Here is a 19,659-nt window from a genome sequence, read left to right as displayed (position 1 = left end):
CTAAGCGCTTAATCGTTCAACAATAATAGGAATAGAAATACGATATAGTGCTAATCCGATTAATAAAAAAGGAATACATACTACTAAAACCATTAAAAAATAAAACAAATAATCTGGAGAAGAACCAACTACCATATCACGAGCAGTTAACACAATAGGTGTAATGGGGTTCCAGTTCATTATGGTGTTCATTAATCCGTCTTTAGGAATGGCATATACTACTGGTGTTACATACATTAAAAATTGCATTCCAAATGATATAAGCTTGCTTACATCTTTATATAGAAGTCCAATTGGCGTGATAAACAAACCTAAAGTTGTACCAAAAAGAATTGCACCAAAAATTACTAATGGCAATGCTAATAAACTCCAATGAAAACCAACGCCATATATAAATACAAATAATACTAAGAGTATGACTTTAATTGAGCTGTTAAATAATAATTTATAAATACCAGAAACAATTAATGCTTCCTTAGGAAAATTGATTTTAGTTAATATGCCTCTAGCAGCATTTGTACTCTGCATTGGCGAATTTATGGATGCTATTATTATAGACCATATTAGTGTACCAGAAAATGCATATAAAGGGTAAGGTATTCCTGTATCAGATAAATTTATGGTACCACTACTAGTTAAAAATATCCAGACAAATGCAGTTGCCAATGGTTGTATAAAAGCCCATAAAATCCCTAAATAAGATTGCCTGTATTGTGCCTTAATGTCTCTTTCGGCTAGCTGCCTAGCTAGAAATCTAGAGTTATAAATATCTTTTAAACTATCTTTAAAAAGTTGTAAAATACTTAGTCTGTTCTCCTTTTTATAAATTCTAGTTTTCAATATTTAAATATTAGTTATTTAAATTTAATAAAATTCCACTTGTGAAAACAGTAAATAAATGCTGGTTTTCTTTATGAAGTAAAGAAATTAAGTTTTAAAAGGCTAAGATAATAAATAAGAATCTTTATTCTATTGAAGATTATATTAAGAAATTTACTTAAAACAATCCCAAGTAATTTTTAAACCGTCTCTAACTGTAAACTCAGGCTTATAGCCCATTAATTTTTCTGCTTTAGAAATATCTGCTAAAGAATCTCTAACATCGCCTTGTCTTGATGGTCCATATATAACTTTAACGTTTTTAGATGCTGCATTGTTGATATGTTCCCATAAATAATTGACACTTATACGTTCGCCACAGGCAATATTAAACACTTCGTTGGCTGCTTCTTTTGGTGCAAAAAAGCCTTTTATATTGGCTTGAACTGCATTTTCTACAAAAGTAAAATCTCTTGTTTGTTCACCATCACCGTTAATGGTTGCTGAATCATCGTTTTTAATAGCTTCCATGAATAACGGAATTACCGCAGCGTAAGCGCCTTTTGGACTTTGTTTTGGTCCAAAAATATTGAAGTAACGCAACCCAATAACATCTGTATTATAGGTTTTTCCAAATACATCGGCATATAACTCATTGACATACTTTGTTACCGCATAAGGTGATAAAGGTTTACCAATATTCTCTTCTACCTTAGGTAAGGTTAAACTATCTCCATAGGTCGAACTGGATGCTGCATAGACCATACGTTTTACCGTGTCACTATCCTTTAAGGCAACCATCATATTTAAAAACCCAGTGATATTTACATCGTTGGTCGTGTTTGGATCGTTAATAGATCGTGGTACAGAACCTAATGCAGCTTGATGCGATACATAATCGATACCTTTCATGGCATCTTTACAAGTTTGTAAATCGCGTATATCACCTTCTAGAAGCTCAAATGCTGGATTGCTTTGAAACTCTTCAAGATTTTCTCTAAATCCATTAGAAAAATTATCCAATACTCTTACAAGTTTTGCATTATTTTTTAATAGATATTCAAGAATGTTTGAGCCTATAAAACCTGCTCCTCCTGTAATTAAAAAAGAGTAGTTACTTAAGTCTTCGTTATGGTATTTATGTGTGTACATTATAATCTTGCGTCTACAATTTGTTTTGGTAATAGTGATTTTACATCAAAAATCACTCCTATATCTGATTTTAATGAAGGTATATCCAACTCTAAAAATTCGTTATGTGATACTGCTAAAATAATAGCATCATAATTATCTCTTAATTCATTAGTTGAAGTCATTAAATCTAAATTATACTCGTGCTTTACTTCTTCTTTTGAAGCCCAAGGATCATATACATCTACATTTACATGATAGGTTTCAAACTCACGAATAATATCAATAACTCTTGAGTTACGAATGTCTGGACAATTCTCTTTAAATGTGATTCCTAAAACTAGAGTGTTAGCACCTTTAATGGTTGCGCCTTTCTTAATCATCATCTTCACAGTTTCTTGAGCAACATAACTTCCCATACTGTCGTTCATTTTTCTTCCAGCCAAAATAATTTCAGGGTCATACCCAGACTCTATGGCTTTTTGAGCTAAATAATAAGGATCGACACCTATACAGTGTCCACCAACCAAACCAGGTGTGAATTTTATAAAATTCCATTTAGTGCCTGCGGCTTCTAGTACTGCTTTAGTATCTATATCTAATAATCTAAAAATCTTTGACAACTCATTTACAAAGGCGATATTGATATCTCTTTGAGAGTTTTCGATAACTTTTGCAGCTTCAGCAACTTTTATTGAAGGCGCTAAATGTGTTCCTGCAGTAATAACCGATTTGTATAAATCGTCAACTCGCTTTGCAATCTCTGGTGTTGATCCAGAGGTGACTTTTAATATTTTAGTAACGGTATGTTTTTTATCTCCTGGGTTAATTCGTTCTGGCGAATATCCTGCAAAAAAGTCTTTGTTGAATAGTAATCCGGATTCCTTTGCTAATATGGGTACGCAAACATCTTCGGTTAATCCAGGGTATACGGTAGACTCGTAGATAACTATATCTCCAGAATTCAGTACTTTCCCAATTGCTTCACTAGCCTTTACCAATGGTGTCAAAATTGGTTTATGTAAATCATCTGTTGGTGTTGGCACAGTAACAATATAAATGTTAGAAGACTCTAAATCTGCTGGATTTGATGTAATATATAGCCCTTTATCCTCATCGATATTATTGATCAATACTGATTTTAAATCTTCATCTTCAACCTCTAGGGTTTTATCTTTTCCTTGCCTTAACTCAGCAATTCGAGTTTCATTAATATCAAACCCTATAACGTGATACTTTTTGGCAAATTCTACCGCCAAAGGAAGTCCGACGTATCCCAAACCAATAATGGTAATTTTATCTTTTGAATTCATTAGCTAACTAAAAAATTGATTGCACTATATACTTCAAATCTAAGTAAAAACTCCAATTTTTCACGTACTTTTTATTGATTTCAACCTTATCTACCCAAATAATCGTTCTATTGTAATTTTCTGGGTCGTCTTGTAAGGCTAATATGGCTTCTTCGTCTTTATATTTTAAAGTTGCTGGCCCAGTTACCCCTGGTTTTATCTTCAAAATAATTCGGTCTTCTCCTTGTAATTTATCTGCAAAACCAACAATATCTGGTCTAGGTCCAACAAAACTCATATCACCAAAAAGTACATTGAATAATTGTGGTAATTCGTCTAATTTATAGTGTCTCAAAAATTTCCCAAAAGGGGCTGCATACGTATCCAATTGACCTAACTCATGATTACCTTTTTTCAAGGTTCTTATTTTATATATTTTAAAGATTTTTCCGTACTGACCAACACGATCCTGCTTAAACAAACCAGATAATCTAGTTTCTAAAGCAGCAAGAATTAAGAATATTATTAGCGGAATAATAATAATTGGAATTAAAACAAGTGCTAATAAAATATCGAAAACTCTTTTTAACTTTATTTGGGACTTAGTAATCAAAAAGATTTAGGATTTACGTTTAAATATAGAACTTATTTTACTTAAGATATTTTTATCTTCTTCATTATCGTGATAACCATAGCCATAACCGTAGCCATAACCATAGCCTTGTCGCTTTTTATGTTTGTAATAGTTAAGAACGAAGCTTATATTTTTAATCTCTCCTTTTTTATACTTGTCGTTAATAACAGTCAACATGTCTTTCTTAGTATAATTTTGCCTTACAAGATATAGTGTCGCATCTGCATAATCAACTAACTCAATAGCATCGGTCACTAAACCTAAAGGAGGCGTGTCTAAAACTATAATATCATAGGTTTCTTTTAATTTCTCAATAAACACATCCATTTCATCACTCATCAATAATTCTGATGGATTTGGAGGAATAGATCCTGATAAAATGATATCTAAATTATCAATATGAGTAGGTTGAATGACATCTTCTAAATTTTTAGAATCTATCAAATAATCTACAACACCTAAATCGTTTTTAAGATTAAAATCTTTAGATATTTTAGGCTTTCGCAAATCAAGTCCAACTAAAACAGTCTTCTTGTTTGATAATGCAAAAACAGTTGCTATGTTTATGGCGCAAAACGTTTTCCCTTCACCACTAACAGAAGAAGTAACCAAAACCGTTTTGGAACCTTCTCCTTTTTGGTTTTTATAAATAAATTTTAAACTAGACCTAATAGCTCTAAAAGCTTCTGAAATTGCTGATTTTGGACTATCATACACTGCTAAACTCCCTTCCCTTCTATATTTACCAATAATACCTAAAACAGGAATTTTAGACAGTCTCTCAATATCTGAAACGCTATGAAAACTATTATCAAAAAAGGCTATAAAAACAATAATTACAAATGGAATTGAAAATCCTACAAATAGTGCAATAAGATAATTTAATCGTTTATTTGGTCCAATTGGACCTACTCCAATATCTTTAGCTTCATCTATCACATTAATATCAGAGATATTGGCTGCTTTAACTACTGATGCTTCACTACGTTTAGTTTGAAATACGTTGTAAACATTTTCACTTATATTAAATCGTCGCTGTATTTTTAAATACTCTTGTTGATCTATTGGCAGTTTACTTAACGTAGATTGTAAACTAGCCATAGATCTATTAATCTGATTTAATTGAATACCAAAAGTCTTTTTTGTCTCTTTAAGTGTTTCTAATAATACGTTTTTTTCGGCATCAATTTGTCTATCAATATTCCTAAACTGTTCTGAGCTTTCTCGAGTTGTATATTCTAACTTTTGACGTACTATAGCCAAATCTATTATTCTCCGTGCACTACCTACAATATTAGCTTCTTGAATTCCAACACTTGTTGGCGCAGTAATTTTAGTATAATCTGTTTGCGTTTCTAAATAAGTTTGAAGAGAATTCAAGTAGGATATTTTAATGTTTAGATCGTTCTCCATCGCCTCATAGTCTCTTAATTTGTCTGAAACCCTTCCGCTCTCTTGGTCTACATTAAAAATTTTATTCTTACTTCTAAATTTATTTAATTCATCCTCCACATTCTTTAGTGAGTCACCAACAACACTCATCCTATCTTCTATAAATTTAATAGTGTTGGTAGCATAGAGGTTTTTGCGTTCTAGTTGGCTTTTTTGCAAAATTGCAACTGTTGCATTTAAATAATCTACAATTTTAGATTTGTTTGTACCCCTCAAACTAAGGCTTAAGATTGATGAGCCCACTGGCCTTGAAGCTACATTTAACCAGCTTTTATACTGATTAACAATACTATCGAAATTGAGGAAATTGATGAAATACTCTTTACCAATTTGCATAGGATTTTCATTCCTCAAAACAATTTTACCGTTAAAAAAAGGAGCCTCTATTGCTTCTCCAACTTTATAAGTTTTAACAAATTGACCTTGAGGAAGTAATAACCCTAGATATTCTTTAGTTGCATAGACTTGTCCTGTGCCACTCTCTGACTCAAAATTTACCGAAACCTCAAAAGTATCATTACTCGTAAATTTTATAGAAATTAGTTTGTTAAGAATTTGTGGTTTAGATGTATCTAACTCAAGTTTAAAAGGTGCACTTTTATAAACCTCATCCATCCAATATTTTCCTTGTGTTAAATACTGTAGGTAGTATTGTAAAGAATCTACCACCTTTTCATTATGATTTCTTGTTTTTAAAGTGGTAATTACGGTTTGAACTTTATCAGTAATACCTCCATAATTAAAAGAAATACTGGTGTTGGATGTAAAAAAAGGGTTTTGGTCGTTTTCTACAGATATTAAAGAATCCAAAACATACTCATTTTGCATTCTGGCATTTTTAAAATACGCAATGGTAAACCCAATTATAAGAGCTAATACAAATAAATACCAATAATTTAAAACTTTAAATAAAAAGCTTTTAATATCGAAATTAGAAGGCAACTCATTAATATTAAAATCTTCATTCATAGACACCTTATCTTGATATTAATATAATAGTTGTTGTAAGTAATGATAAAATAGACACAATCGTTGTAAAAGATTGAACACCTGTAGTACCTGTTCCCCAAGTTTTTTGTTTAATAGGTTTTACATAAATTATATCATTGGGTTGTATGTAATAATATGGTGACTGCATTACACTAATATCTGTTAAATCTAAGTGGTGTATTTGCTGTCCCTGTGGGTATTGTCTGATAATTAATATATCCTTTTTATCACCAGTGACTGGTATTTCTCCAACATTAGCAATAGCCTCAAAAATATTAACACGTTCTTGATACAAAGTAATTGTTCCTGGGCTACCAACTTCACCATTGGCAGTAAAACGCAAACCTGTTAGCTTTACAGTTACAAAAATATTGGCTGTTTCTTTAAATTGTTCTTCCAACAATTTCTTTTCAATAATTTTTTCAATCTCCTCGGTAGTATATCCTAAAACGCTTACCTTACCAAGCGTTGGTATTCGAATATCCCCATGAAGATCCACGGTAAATCCATCAAAATAAGCACGCTCAGCACTACCTGCATTTAAGTTAGCTTCTCCTACTGGATTAAACATTTTCACAATATCTTGATCTAAAGCCTTAACACGAATATTAAGCATATCGTGTATTTGAACTCTATAAGGTTTTTGAACTTCAGAAATTATATGAGTTGTGTCTGATGCATTATCTTTATTTTGCAAATACAGTATATCTTTCTGAGGAACACACGAAGACGCTAAAACACTTAAAACAAGTACAGTAATAGCTAATATTTTCTTCATATTGAGGCGTATTGTTTAATCACAAATATAGCTTTTAGAAAGCAAAATAAAAACAGCTAACGTGTTTTTTGGTTTTTTATGCTTTATTTGCAGAAAAAAGCAACTTGAATTATCTAACAGTAGAGAACATATCAAAATCTTATGGTGAACTTACACTTTTTGAAAATGTATCGTTTAGCATACATAAAGATCAAAAAATAGCTTTTGTTGCTAAAAATGGTTCGGGTAAAACTACCATTCTAAATATTTTATCTGGAAAAGATGAAGCAGACTCTGGAAAAGTAACTTACAGAAAGGGACTGAAAGTTTCTTTTTTAGCTCAAGAACCAGAACTTAATGATGATTTAACAATAGAAGAATCTATTTTCGATTCAGACAATGCCATTTTGGAAGTTATTAATTCATATCACAAAGCCTTAAAAAACCCAGAAGATGAAGAGGTATACCAAAAAGCCTTCGAAGCCATGGAGCGTTTTAATGCATGGGATTTTGAAACACAGTACACACAAATATTGTTTAAGTTAAATCTTGAAGATTTAGATCAAAAAGTTGCACAATTATCTGGTGGTCAAAAAAAGCGTTTAGCTTTAGCGAATGCCTTAATAAACAAGCCAGATTTACTCATTTTAGATGAGCCAACCAACCATCTGGATTTAGAAATGATTGAGTGGTTGGAAGCTTTTTTTGCAAAAGAAAACATTACATTATTTATGATTACTCACGATCGTTATTTTTTGGAACGTGTCTGTAATGAAATAATTGAATTAGACCAAGGCGAAATATTTAATTACAAAGGTAGTTACTCTTACTACCTAGAGAAAAAGGAAGCTCGTATTGAACGTGAAGCGGTTGAAACCAACAAATCTAAACAACTCTTTAAAAAGGAACTGGATTGGATGCGTAGGCAGCCTAAAGCACGAACCACAAAATCCAAATCGAGAATAGATGATTTCTTTGAAATAAAAGAGCGTGCTCACAAACGTAGAAAAGACAATGTAGTACAACTAGAAATTAACATGGAACGCTTAGGAAGCAAAATTGTAGAGTTTCATAATGTATCTAAAGCCTTTGGCGATAATATCATGCTCAATAAGTTTGATTATATGTTTCAAAAAGGCGAACGCATTGGTATTATTGGCAAAAATGGGACTGGAAAATCTACATTTCTAAACCTTATTACCAATACTTTAAAACCAGATTCAGGTAAAATTATACTAGGCGAAACTGTAAAATTCGGTTATTACACTCAAAAGGGAATTAATGTTAAACCAGATCAAAAGGTTATAGATGTCGTAAGAGATTATGGCGATTATATTCCTTTAAAAAAAGGACGACAAATTAGTGCACAACAATTATTAGAACGCTTTTTATTTAACCGTAAAAAACAATATGACTTTGTTGAAAAACTAAGTGGTGGCGAACGTAAACGATTGTATTTATGTACAGTTCTTATCCAGAATCCTAATTTTTTAATTCTGGATGAACCAACAAACGATTTGGACATTGTAACATTAAACGTTTTGGAAAACTTCTTACTGGATTTTCCAGGTTGCCTAATTGTTGTGACTCACGATCGTTATTTCATGGATAAAATAGTAGATCACTTATTTGTATTTAGAGGTCAAGGTATTATTGATGATTTTCCTGGGAACTATACCGATTTTAGAACTTACGAAGATAGTGTACCTAAAGAGTCAACTGAAAAGAAAATAGAAAAGAAGCAATGGAAAAAAGACAGCAATAGCCAATTATCGTACAATGAACAAAAGGAGTTGAAAAATATTGAAAGTAAACTCAAAACCTTAGAATTTGATAAAAAAGAACTGGAAGCAAAGTTTAATGACGAAACACTTTCTACCGAAAAAATAAACGAGCTATCCGCAGAATTACAACAAATTATCAACACCATTGAAGAAAAAGAATTTCGTTGGTTAGAATTACTCGAAAAACTAGAAAATTAGCATGTGGTATCAAGTAAAAGCATATTTAAAATTTCTTTTACGTTCCACCAACCAACATGGTGTCCACTCGCCTTTTGTGTACGATTTAGTTACCAAATGCTTTTACGATAAAAAAAAGATTAAAGAATATAGAAAAATTAAGGAATTTAATAGACGATTAAAAAGAATTAGCCATAAAATTGATATTACAGACTTCGGCGCTGGTTCAAGAGTTACAAAAAGTAATAAAAGAAGTATATCAAGCATCGCAAAAAACTCAGGAACAAAACTAAAAAGAGCAATACTACTTTATAAACTTGTTAAATATTTCGACTGTAACAATATTCTGGAATTAGGAACATCTTTAGGTATTGGCACACAAGCAATGAGTTTAGGAAATCCAAAAGCCAAAATTACAACTATTGAAGGTTGCCAAGAAATTTCAAAATACACAGAAATTAACTTTAACATGCAATGGTTAGATAATATCAACCAACTAACTGGTGACTTTAAAGAATTCCTGCCTGAACTTTCTAAGAATAATTACGACTTAATCTTTTTTGACGGCAATCATCAAAAAGAAGCCACTTTAAATTATTTTGAAATGTTACTACCTACAGCATCTAATAATTCTGTATTTATTTTTGACGATATTTATTGGTCCAAAGGTATGACTGAAGCTTGGGAAACCATAAAACTACATCCTAAAGTAACTGTAACTATCGACACTTTTTTCTGGGGATTTGTGTTTTTTAGAAAAGAACAAGAAAAAGAACACTTTACGATTAGAATATAAAAAAGTGAATTACATTAATTATCTTTCAAAAATGTTTAACATTTTTATTAAATCATATCCTGACCCCGTTAATGCTGAAACATTAAAATCCATTCTCAATAATGTAGTTTCTCCTATCATGAAAGAAATAAATCTTGAATGGAATAATAATTATCAATGGATTGGCCCATTAGAAAATGGTATGAGAAAAGTTGTTTGTTATCAAGTAGGCAAAGGTTTGATGGGTATATTCATTTGGGGAATATGTTATGAATTTTTGCCAATGTTAAGCGGAAAGAGAATTATTACACATAGAACTTTTAAATCTGCAAGACTTCAATTATTTGAAAACTCTGTAGCTACAAATGACTTTCAAAATGATAAATCAGATATTGAAAATGGAATAAGTACAACTTGGGGGAAAAAGCAATGTGAAAAATCAATTAAGTTATTAATATCTAAAACGAAAGATGATATTTATGATTGGTTAGATCAAGCCTCAACTATAGAGGGTTCTCTAATTATATCCAATCAACAAATTTTAAGTGAAGACTACAACTTGCATTGGCCAAATCCAAAATATATTGCTGCTTTTCTGTATGCAAAAAAAGGCCATAAAGAAAAAGGGCTTGCTTTCCTAAAAGAAATACAAAATGAAAGATTAAATCTAGAGAAAGATTTATTTTCTAAAATAGAAAAACGATTAGTTGAGTTGTAAAAAGTATTTACATCTTTCGTAAAATCCTTTTGCCTATTCACTTTTTAACTTTTAACTTCGTAATATGAAAATATACACAAAAACAGGCGACAAAGGTAAAACCGCATTATTTGGAGGCACAAAAGTACCTAAACATCATATTCGTATTGAAAGTTATGGCACCGTTGATGAGTTAAACTCGCACCTAGGTTTAGTTAGAGATCAAGATATTGATAAGCATTCAAAAGAAATTCTAGCGACCATACAAAACAAACTATTTACAGTTGGTGCTATTTTAGCAACAGACCCTGAAAAAGCAATGCTTAAAAGTGGTAAAGAGCGTTTAAACATTCCTAAAATATCCAATGAAGATATCGAGCTTCTAGAAAAAGAAATGGATAACATGAATGAAGCATTACCACCAATGACGCATTTTATTCTTCCAGGAGGCCATCAAACTGTGTCATTCTGTCACATAGCGCGCTGTGTTTGCCGTAGAGCGGAACGTTTAGCAGCTGCTTTAAACGATTTAGACCCTTTTCAACCTGAAACATTAATGTACTTGAACCGTCTATCTGACTATCTTTTTGTATTGGCACGGAAATTGTCCAAAGACTTACAAGCTGATGAAGTAAAATGGATACCTCAAAAGGATTCATAAACTAAAATTTAGCAATAGTATTAATCTGTAAAACTAGTTTTAAACTGATGCTTTACAGTGAAAATTGAACGTTCTTAAAATTTAATGATTAAATAATTCGATTTTTTCTTGTCTTATTCAGTTAAAAATTTATTTTTGCAAAAAATTAAATTTGTAAGAAATGTATTGGACATTAGAACTAGCATCGTATTTAAGTGATGCACCTTGGCCAGCAACAAAAGATGAATTAATCGATTACTCTATTAGAACAGGAGCTCCACTAGAAGTAGTTGAGAACTTGCAATCTATTGAGGACGAAGGTGATTCTTATGATTCTATTCAAGAAATTTGGCCAGATTATCCAACAGACGAAGATTATCTTTGGAATGAGGATGAATATTAAACCAAACCATAAAAAATAGTTAAAAAGTCTCTCTGGAGGCTTTTTTTGTACACTATTTTTTCATTAAACATAACAACAAGTAGTATCTTTGACTACCTATTAATCAAAGACTAAAAACAAACCTATATAAATGAGTATTTTAAATTCAGTACTTAAAGTATTTGTTGGAGACAAATCCAAACAAGATGTCAAGGCAATTATGCCTATTGTCAATCAAATTAAATCCTTTGAGTCACAACTAGAAAGTTTATCGCATGATGAGCTAAGAGCAAAAACTTTAGAGTTTAAATCTAAAATAGCAGATGCTCGAAAAAGCATTGAAGATGAAATAATAAAACTTCAAGAAGAAGCAGACACAGCCGAAGACATTGATAGAAAAGAAGACATCTACCAAGAAATAGATAAACTTAAAGACGACTCTTATAATATTACTGAAGAAACCCTAAACGAGATTCTCCCTGAAGCCTTTGCAGTAGTAAAAGAAACAGCGAAACGTTTTGTAAACAATACCGAAATCAAGGTTACTGCTAATGCTTTTGATAGAGAAGTATCTGGTGAAAATGACTATGTAAACCTTGATGGTGAACATGCCATTTGGTCTAACTCTTGGGACGCTGCTGGAAAACCAATTACTTGGGATATGGTGCATTACGATGTTCAATTAATTGGTGGTATTGCTATGCATCAAGGTAAAATTGCCGAAATGCAAACTGGTGAAGGTAAAACTCTTGTAGCAACGCTTCCTGTTTACTTAAATGCCTTAACTGGAAAAGGAGTTCACTTAGTAACTGTAAATGATTACTTAGCAAAACGTGATAGTGCGTGGATGGCACCAATTTTTCAATTTCATGGTTTAAGCATTGACTGTATAGATTATCATCAGCCAAATTCTGCCTCTCGTAAAAAAGCTTACAATGCCGATATCACATACGGAACTAATAACGAATTTGGTTTCGATTATTTGCGTGATAATATGGCCCATTCGCCTGACGATTTAGTACAGCGTCCACATCATTACGCCATTGTCGATGAGGTAGATTCGGTATTAGTAGATGATGCAAGAACACCTTTAATTATATCTGGTCCTATTCCACAAGGAGACAGACATGAATTCAACGAATTAAAGCCAAAAGTAGACGATATTGTTAGCGTACAACGCAAATATTTAACAGGAGTTCTAGCTGAAGCTAAAAAATTAATTGCTGCTGGAGACACTAAAGAAGGTGGTTTTCAGTTACTTCGAGTGTATAGAGGTATTCCAAAAAATAAAGCGCTTATAAAGTTTTTAAGTGAAGAAGGTGTAAAACAATTACTTCAAAAAACTGAGAACTTTTACATGCAGGACAATAACCGTGAAATGCCAAAGGTAGATGCCGAATTGTACTATGTAATTGATGAAAAGAATAACCAAATTGAGCTGTCTGATAAAGGTGTAGAGTATCTTTCAGGTAAGGATGATCCAGATTTTTTCGTAATGCCTGAAATGGGTACTGAAATTGCTAAAATTGAATCTCAAGGTCTTTCATCTGAAGAAGAAGCTAATTTAAAAGAAGAGTTATTCAGAGATTTTGGTGTAAAATCTGAACGAATTCATACACTAAATCAACTTTTAAAAGCATACGCTTTATTTGAAAAAGACACACAATATGTTGTCATGGAGAATAAAGTAATGATTGTCGATGAACAAACTGGTCGTATAATGGATGGTCGTCGTTATAGTGATGGCCTACACCAAGCGATTGAAGCTAAGGAAAATGTAAAAATTGAAGCTGCCACACAAACATTTGCGACTGTTACGTTACAGAATTATTTCCGTATGTATCGCAAACTATCTGGTATGACAGGTACTGCAGTGACAGAAGCTGGTGAATTTTGGGAGATTTACAAATTGGATGTTGTTGAAATTCCAACCAATCGTCCAATTGCTCGTGATGATAAAGAGGATTTAGTCTATAAAACAAAACGAGAAAAATACAACGCAGTAATTGAAGAAGTTACCAAACTATCTCAAGCTGGTCGTCCTGTGCTAATTGGTACAACATCGGTTGAAATTAGTGAGTTGCTTGGTAAAATGTTAAGTATTAGAAAAATACCTCACAATGTACTTAATGCAAAACAGCATAAAAAAGAAGCAGAAATTGTTGCCGAAGCTGGAAATGCAGGACAAGTAACTATTGCAACTAACATGGCTGGTCGTGGTACAGATATTAAACTTAGCGATGAAGTTAAAAAAGCTGGAGGTTTAGCCATTGTTGGTACAGAGCGTCATGATTCGCGTCGTGTAGACAGACAGTTACGTGGTCGTGCTGGACGACAAGGAGATCCAGGTAGTTCACAATTTTATGTATCGCTAGAAGATAACTTAATGCGTCTTTTTGGTAGTGAACGTATAGCCAAAATGATGGATAGAATGGGATTACAAGAAGGTGAAGTAATTCAACATTCTATGATTTCAAAATCTATAGAGCGTGCACAGAAAAAAGTAGAGGAAAATCAATTTGGTGTTCGTAAGCGATTATTAGAGTATGATGATGTAATGAATGCACAACGTGAAGTGGTTTACAAACGTCGTTTCCATGCCTTATTTGGTGAGCGTTTACGTGTGGATTTAGCAAATATGATTTTTGACACCTCTGAAATTATTGCCGAAACTAATAAGGAAGCTAACGATTATAAGAATTTTGAATTTGAATTAATTCGTTATTTCTCTATGAGTTCTCCTATTTCAAAAGAAGAATTTGAGAAACTTTCTACCCAAGAAATTTCATCGACTATTTATAAAGCAGCTTTTGCTCATTATAAAGAGAAAATGGAACGTAATGCAGATTTGGCATTTCCAGTTATAGAAAATGTATATAAAACCCAACGCGATAGATTTAAGCGAATTGTAGTTCCTTTTACTGATGGTATTAAGAATTTACAAGTAATTACAGACCTTGAAAAGGCATATAATACTAACGGTAAACAACTAATTACCGATTTTGAAAAGAACATTTCGTTGGCTATTATTGATGATGCCTGGAAAACACATCTTCGTAAAATGGATGAGTTAAAGCAATCTGTACAGTTAGCGGTTCACGAACAAAAAGACCCTTTATTGATTTATAAATTTGAGTCGTTTGAGCTGTTTAAAGCAATGATAGATCAAGTAAATAAAGATGTAATTTCTTTCTTGTTTAAAGGTGAAATACCTCAAGAAACTGCTAATACAATTCAAGAAGCTAAAGCAAGAAAACGAGAAAAAACACAAACAACTAAAGAAGAGATACAAAACTTAGACGAACGTTCAGCTGAATCTAGAGCTGCTGGAAACACGCAACGTCAACAACAAGTAGTTGAAACTATTGTACGAGAACGACCAAAAATTGGACGTAACGATCGTGTAACGATTAAAAATGTAATGAGTGGCGAAAGTAAAACCCTTAAATATAAACAAGCTGAACCTTTAATTTCAAAAGGTGATTGGGTTTTGACTGAAGATTAAATATTAAGACAAATATATTTACAAGAAAATCTGGACTTCAATGAGTTCAGATTTTTTTATTGCATAACGATGTTGCTGTATTTAGCATTTACAAGAATGGTTTTGTTCGAGGTTATATTATTTGGGTAGTTTTTAATCACTTTTTTATCGGTACGTTCACCATTAAATTTTGAGCGATCTCCCTTAAACACTAAATCAAAGTCAGATTTTGGTAATTTAATATGTGCATCGCTATTTTCTAAAACCACATTTAAGTTGCTAAATGAATCTAAAATGTTATGTATAGTTAATTCTCCAAAGCTACCATCAATAATAGAGTTTCCGGATAAGTAATCAATATTAATATTTGATGAATTAGAAAACAACACTAAGGTTTTTACGTTTTTTAACAAAACATCATCAACGTATTTGAGTGTTAATTCTCCTTCATCCCAATTATTAACTAATATTGGAGAATAAGATGCATTGATGGAAGTAGTACTTCCATCAATGCGTTCAGCTAATAAACTTGAGTGAGATAAATCTGCTTTTAGGTTATGAATCACTGAGGCAAATTTAAGCTCTCCATGACGTACATTTACCTTTAGCTTCGTATCCTTAGGCATTTTTATCCTAATCGTTATTTTAACTTTATTGTTCTTCTTTTCTAAATCTTCAAAGCGTTTTTCCATAGCCTCACCTTTCACCTCCCACTCTTCTTCGAATTCTTTCATACGCTCTTCAATCTCTTTACCTTTTTCTTCCCATTCTTTACCAAATTTTTCGCCAAACTCCTCTCCCCATTTTTCCATGTCTTCTGCCCATTTTCCATCAAATTTTTTACTAAACTCTTCTCCCCATTTTTCCATGCTTTTACCAAATTTGTCTCCAAATTTCTCGCCAAATTTCTCGCCCCATTTTTCCATTCGTACAGAATAGGAATCCCAGTCGACTTTTGAAAATTCTCTTGCCCATTTTTTCATGGCTTCTTTGTAACCTTTGCCATATTTATCTTCAAACTCTTGGCTCCATCTATCTAAATAAGGTTCTCCTTCTTTTTTATATTTTTCGACATCAAATTGAACATTATGAACACCCTCTGGTAATTCTGGCAACTCAGGAATCTCTGGCATTTCTGGAAGCTCAATATTCATTTCTGGCATCTCTGGCATTTTAGGCAACTCAGGCATTTCTGGTATCTGAGGAATAATGATGTCAATATCTTTTAATACATCTAATGCTTCTAAACCACTAAAGTTAAAATCCCAAGAACCTCCATAACCACCTCTAGATTCAATTGATACATTAGCTCCAGATCCCTCTACTTGCATATCCCATGATTCTAATACTTCTTTCAAATCCTCTTTAGACAATTCATCACTTTCAATAAAGGCTTCTACTTGAATTTCATTCTTATCCCAAGTATCTATTTCAATATTGGTTTGATTAGTGTCTAAACGCAAAATAACATCTTTGTTAGCTTTTACTGTTTTAGACAACTTTTCTAGCTTTTGTTGTGCATTTAAGCTAAATACACTTAAAAAAACTATTACTAGTGCTATAAATTTATACTGTTTCATTTGTTCGTTTTTTAATTGTTACATCAGTCAAATGTAATCTTAGGGTATCAAATTAATTTTAAAAATTACTTTAATACAGTCGATTTCATTTTTTGATATGTTTTATTAAGCTTGAACTTGTTCAAGCTGATTAGTGTCGTTGTTTAATTCGTTTAATTTTTCCTTAAGACGATACAATAGATTTAATCGCAACTTTAAATTATCTATTAGCGCATTAACAGTTCGCTCAGTAGGGCCAGAATGTGTTAACTCATCGGCTAGTTTAGCGTATTCGTTATTAAGCTCTTCTAATCGCTCTAAATAACCATTAAATAACTCTTGATTTTCTGGAGTCACTTTCATCTTAGATAACTCTAAATTGATGTTTGCTAAATAATAGTCCTCGACTTTTTTTAACTGTGGCGATAATTTTCCTAAAGGCGATTCTTTTTCGGTTTCTACAATTTCTGTTCCTTTTGGATTATCTGGATTTGAGTTAAAAGCTTTAAATGCTCCAAAACTTAATCCTATTAAAATTACCACACTTGCAGCAATATTTAAAAATGTAAATATGCTTTGCTTTTGTGACGAAGGAAGTTCATTATCAAGTCTTTCTAAAAACCTTGCTTCGTGACCTTTTGGCATTTTATCCTTGCTTATTTTTTGTTCGTTCTCGAACAATTTTCTAATGTCTTGTGCCATTTTGTGTTACTTTTAATAATTCCCTTAATTTTGCCTTACCTCTTGATAATTGTGTTCGTGATGCTACTTCGGTAATGTTTAAAATTTCTGATATTTCTTGGTGGTCATAACCTTCAATTAAAAACAGCATCACTACATATTTATACTTATCGGGTAATTGGTTTATTGCTTCTTTTACCTCATCTAAAGTAATGGTATCGTCTACCAACCATTCGTCTTCATAACCAGAGTCGACTACTTTTAGGTGCACCTCATCTAATTCCAACATTTGTTGCTTTTTAGATTTTATTAAGTCGATACTCTTATTAATGACGATTCGTTTTAACCAAGCACCAAAAGTGACTTCAGCTTTGTACTGATGTAGTTTTGTAAATGCTTTTATAAACGCTTCTTGTACTACATCTTCGGCTTCAAAAGAATCTTTTAAAAATCTTTTAGCCACTATATACATACCATCGCAATACTGATTGTACAGTTTTAATTGCGCTTTACGGTCGTTGTGCATACATCGCTCAATAATATCTATTGTTAATGTATTCACTAATTGATGTTTTGGTTAGGTCGTTTCATAATACTAATATTAGGTATTATTTTTTGATTAAATAAATTCGAATTCAACTTAAAGACGACATAAAATTATAGATGTTGCAAAAAGCCGATTATTTTTTAGAAATTAAAACAAAGTGTAATAACTTAGCGTTCAAGTTAAAACTACTTCTAACTAATTTCAAATATTATTTCAAAATGAATAAATTTTTAAAGGGTCTTATTTTTGTGTTACTTCTAATTGCTGTAGGTATATTTTTATATGCCTATATAAATGGTGATATTTTGAAGAAACCTTTAAGTCCCAAAGATACAGTTGAGTTTAAGCTTAACGATTTAGAATTAGAAGTATTTTATAACAGACCCTCCAAAAGAGATCGTAATATTTTTGGCGGATTGGTAGCGTTTAATAAGGTTTGGCGTACAGGAGCCAACGAAGCAACCACTTTTGAAACGAATCAACCATTAAAAATTGGAAAAGATTATTTGGCAGCTGGAAAATACACACTTTGGACAATTCCAGATGAAACAACTTGGAAAGTTATTTTTAATGCGAAGCAATATCCTTGGGGAGTTAATGATTCCATGGAACCTATGCGTGATCCAAATTTTGACGCCGTTAGTATTGATGTTCCAGTACAAAAAATACCAAGCTTTGTAGAACAATTCACAATTGCTTTTGATAATTCTACAGATAACCTATCTTTAACTATGGCTTGGGACGATGTAAAAATTGCAGTTCCGTTAAATCAATAGTTTGCAAAAAAAACAAAAATACAACTCAGCACTAGAGGAAAAAAAAGGCATTCCTTCACCAGAAATTACTGATGACAGTGCTATTTCTAAAGTTGTTTCTAAACGAAAAAAGCAACCAAGTGCACGAGACTTAATCAAAGGTATTTTAGATGGTAATATTACTTCTTTAAGTAGAGCCATTACTTTGGTTGAGAGCAAAAACCCAAAACATCTTGAAAAAGCTAACACTATTATTAAAGGGTGTTTGCCTTATGCCAATAACTCTGTTAGAATAGGAGTTACTGGTGTTCCAGGAGTTGGCAAAAGTACGTTTATTGAAGCTTTAGGAAAACACCTGATTTCATTAAATAAAAAAATTGCAGTACTTGCTGTAGACCCAAGTAGCTCAATTACCAAAGGCAGTATTTTGGGAGACAAAACACGAATGGCTGATCTTGTAAAAGAGCCTAACGCCTATATAAGACCTTCGGCTTCTGGTGACTCACTTGGAGGTGTTGCTAGAAAAACTAGAGAGACTATTATACTTTGTGAAGCTGCTGGGTTTGATACAATTATCATTGAAACTGTTGGTGTTGGTCAAAGTGAAACTACTGTACATAGTATGGTCGATTTCTTTTTGCTTTTAAAACTCTCAGGTGCTGGTGACGAACTTCAAGGCATTAAACGTGGTATTATTGAAATGGCTGATGCCATTGTTATAAATAAAGCAGATGGTGATAATGTAAAGCGTGCAAAACTAGCCAAAGTTGAGTTTGCAAGAGCATTGCACTTATATCCAGAAAAAGAATCGTCGTGGTCGCCTCCAGTTTCACTTTGCAGTGCTTTAAATAATGAAGGAATTGAAGATGTGTGGCATATGATAATGGAGTACCTTATTATGACTAAGAATAATAATTTTTTCACTAAAAAACGACAAGAACAAAATAAGTTTTGGCTACTTCAAACTATTGAAGGACAATTGAAGTTTGATTTTTTTAACAACAAAATAATTAAACCAGAATTACAAAAACAGCTTAAACTTATAGAGGATAATAAAACAACTCCTTTTGCTGCTGCTGAATATTTATTAAAATTAATCTAAC

17 protein-coding genes are annotated in these 19,659 nt (G+C 32.2%); 8 read left to right on the top strand and 9 right to left on the bottom strand.

Annotated elements, in window-relative coordinates; translation table 11 throughout:
- The 6 genes from HB672_RS06900 to HB672_RS06875 form a co-directional block, all read right to left on the bottom strand.
- Complete coding sequence (locus tag HB672_RS06900; RefSeq protein ID WP_208864185.1) at positions 1–840, bottom strand: ABC transporter permease; 840 nt, start codon at positions 838–840, stop codon at positions 1–3.
- A gap of 153 nt (positions 841–993) precedes the next feature.
- The gene (locus HB672_RS06895; protein ID WP_167609789.1) at positions 994–1,971 is read right to left on the bottom strand and encodes an SDR family oxidoreductase; all 978 of its coding nucleotides are present in this window, start codon (positions 1,969–1,971) and stop codon (positions 994–996) included.
- Positions 1,971–3,263: a nucleotide sugar dehydrogenase gene (locus HB672_RS06890; RefSeq protein ID WP_167609786.1), complete on the bottom strand. Its 1,293-nt coding sequence runs from the start codon at positions 3,261–3,263 to the stop codon at positions 1,971–1,973. Before HB672_RS06890 ends, HB672_RS06895 begins: the two co-directional genes overlap by 1 nt.
- Positions 3,264–3,270: 7 nt before the next feature.
- Complete coding sequence (locus HB672_RS06885; RefSeq protein ID WP_208864184.1) at positions 3,271–3,855, bottom strand: sugar transferase; 585 nt, start codon at positions 3,853–3,855, stop codon at positions 3,271–3,273.
- A gap of 6 nt (positions 3,856–3,861) precedes the next feature.
- Positions 3,862–6,297 carry a tyrosine-protein kinase gene (locus tag HB672_RS06880; RefSeq protein ID WP_167609783.1) on the bottom strand — a complete coding sequence of 812 codons (2,436 nt, stop codon included), beginning with the start codon at positions 6,295–6,297 and terminating at the stop codon, positions 3,862–3,864.
- 7 nt (positions 6,298–6,304) lie between these two features.
- A complete protein-coding gene (locus tag HB672_RS06875; protein WP_167609780.1) occupies positions 6,305–7,096 on the bottom strand; it encodes a polysaccharide biosynthesis/export family protein in 792 nt (263 codons plus the stop codon).
- A 104-nt stretch (positions 7,097–7,200) separates the two neighbouring features.
- Between HB672_RS06875 and HB672_RS06870 the strand changes: the two genes are divergently transcribed.
- The 6 genes from HB672_RS06870 (at position 7,201) to secA (ending at position 15,035) form a co-directional block, all read left to right on the top strand.
- The gene (locus HB672_RS06870) at positions 7,201–9,057 is read left to right on the top strand and encodes an ABC-F family ATP-binding cassette domain-containing protein (RefSeq protein WP_167609777.1); all 1,857 of its coding nucleotides are present in this window, start codon (positions 7,201–7,203) and stop codon (positions 9,055–9,057) included.
- A gap of 1 nt (position 9,058) precedes the next feature.
- On the top strand, positions 9,059–9,832 hold the full coding sequence (locus tag HB672_RS06865; protein WP_167609774.1) for a class I SAM-dependent methyltransferase: 774 nt from the start codon (positions 9,059–9,061) through the stop codon (positions 9,830–9,832).
- A 31-nt stretch (positions 9,833–9,863) separates the two neighbouring features.
- Positions 9,864–10,529, top strand: a complete 666-nt coding sequence (locus HB672_RS06860; RefSeq protein WP_167609771.1) for a hypothetical protein — start codon at positions 9,864–9,866, stop codon at positions 10,527–10,529.
- Between the two features lie 64 nt (positions 10,530–10,593).
- Positions 10,594–11,169: a cob(I)yrinic acid a,c-diamide adenosyltransferase gene (locus HB672_RS06855; protein ID WP_167609768.1), complete on the top strand. Its 576-nt coding sequence runs from the start codon at positions 10,594–10,596 to the stop codon at positions 11,167–11,169.
- A 160-nt stretch (positions 11,170–11,329) separates the two neighbouring features.
- A complete protein-coding gene (locus tag HB672_RS06850) occupies positions 11,330–11,551 on the top strand; it encodes a DUF2795 domain-containing protein (RefSeq protein WP_136844726.1) in 222 nt (73 codons plus the stop codon).
- A gap of 130 nt (positions 11,552–11,681) precedes the next feature.
- Positions 11,682–15,035 carry a preprotein translocase subunit SecA gene (secA, locus tag HB672_RS06845; RefSeq protein ID WP_167609765.1) on the top strand — a complete coding sequence of 1,118 codons (3,354 nt, stop codon included), beginning with the start codon at positions 11,682–11,684 and terminating at the stop codon, positions 15,033–15,035.
- A 56-nt stretch (positions 15,036–15,091) separates the two neighbouring features.
- Here secA and HB672_RS06840 read toward each other — a convergent pair whose 3' ends face one another.
- The 3 genes from HB672_RS06840 to HB672_RS06830 all read right to left on the bottom strand — a co-directional run bounded on the left by HB672_RS06840 (position 15,092) and on the right by HB672_RS06830 (position 17,816).
- Positions 15,092–16,594 (bottom strand): hypothetical protein, encoded by a 1,503-nt coding sequence (locus HB672_RS06840; RefSeq protein WP_167609762.1) that lies wholly within the window; start codon positions 16,592–16,594, stop codon positions 15,092–15,094.
- 105 nt (positions 16,595–16,699) lie between these two features.
- On the bottom strand, positions 16,700–17,275 hold the full coding sequence (locus HB672_RS06835; protein WP_167609759.1) for a hypothetical protein: 576 nt from the start codon (positions 17,273–17,275) through the stop codon (positions 16,700–16,702).
- A complete protein-coding gene (locus tag HB672_RS06830; protein ID WP_167609756.1) occupies positions 17,259–17,816 on the bottom strand; it encodes an RNA polymerase sigma factor in 558 nt (185 codons plus the stop codon). The genes HB672_RS06835 and HB672_RS06830 overlap by 17 nt, the downstream gene beginning before the upstream one ends.
- Positions 17,817–18,019: 203 nt before the next feature.
- On the opposite strand from HB672_RS06830, the gene HB672_RS06825 reads away from it, so the two are divergent.
- Together HB672_RS06825 and meaB are read left to right on the top strand one after the other, a co-directional pair.
- The gene (locus HB672_RS06825) at positions 18,020–18,577 is read left to right on the top strand and encodes a DUF2911 domain-containing protein (RefSeq protein WP_167609753.1); all 558 of its coding nucleotides are present in this window, start codon (positions 18,020–18,022) and stop codon (positions 18,575–18,577) included.
- 1 nt (position 18,578) lies between these two features.
- A complete protein-coding gene (meaB, locus tag HB672_RS06820; protein ID WP_167609750.1) occupies positions 18,579–19,658 on the top strand; it encodes a methylmalonyl Co-A mutase-associated GTPase MeaB in 1,080 nt (359 codons plus the stop codon).
- Position 19,659: the final 1 nt, after the last annotated feature.

Origin of the sequence: Gaetbulibacter sp. S0825 (genome assembly GCF_011777505.1) — a bacterium.
In the GTDB taxonomy this organism is placed as follows: Bacteria; Bacteroidota; Bacteroidia; order Flavobacteriales; family Flavobacteriaceae; genus Pontimicrobium.
Note: the sequence above shows the minus strand (reverse complement) of the source record. Positions and strands in the feature narration are given on the sequence as shown.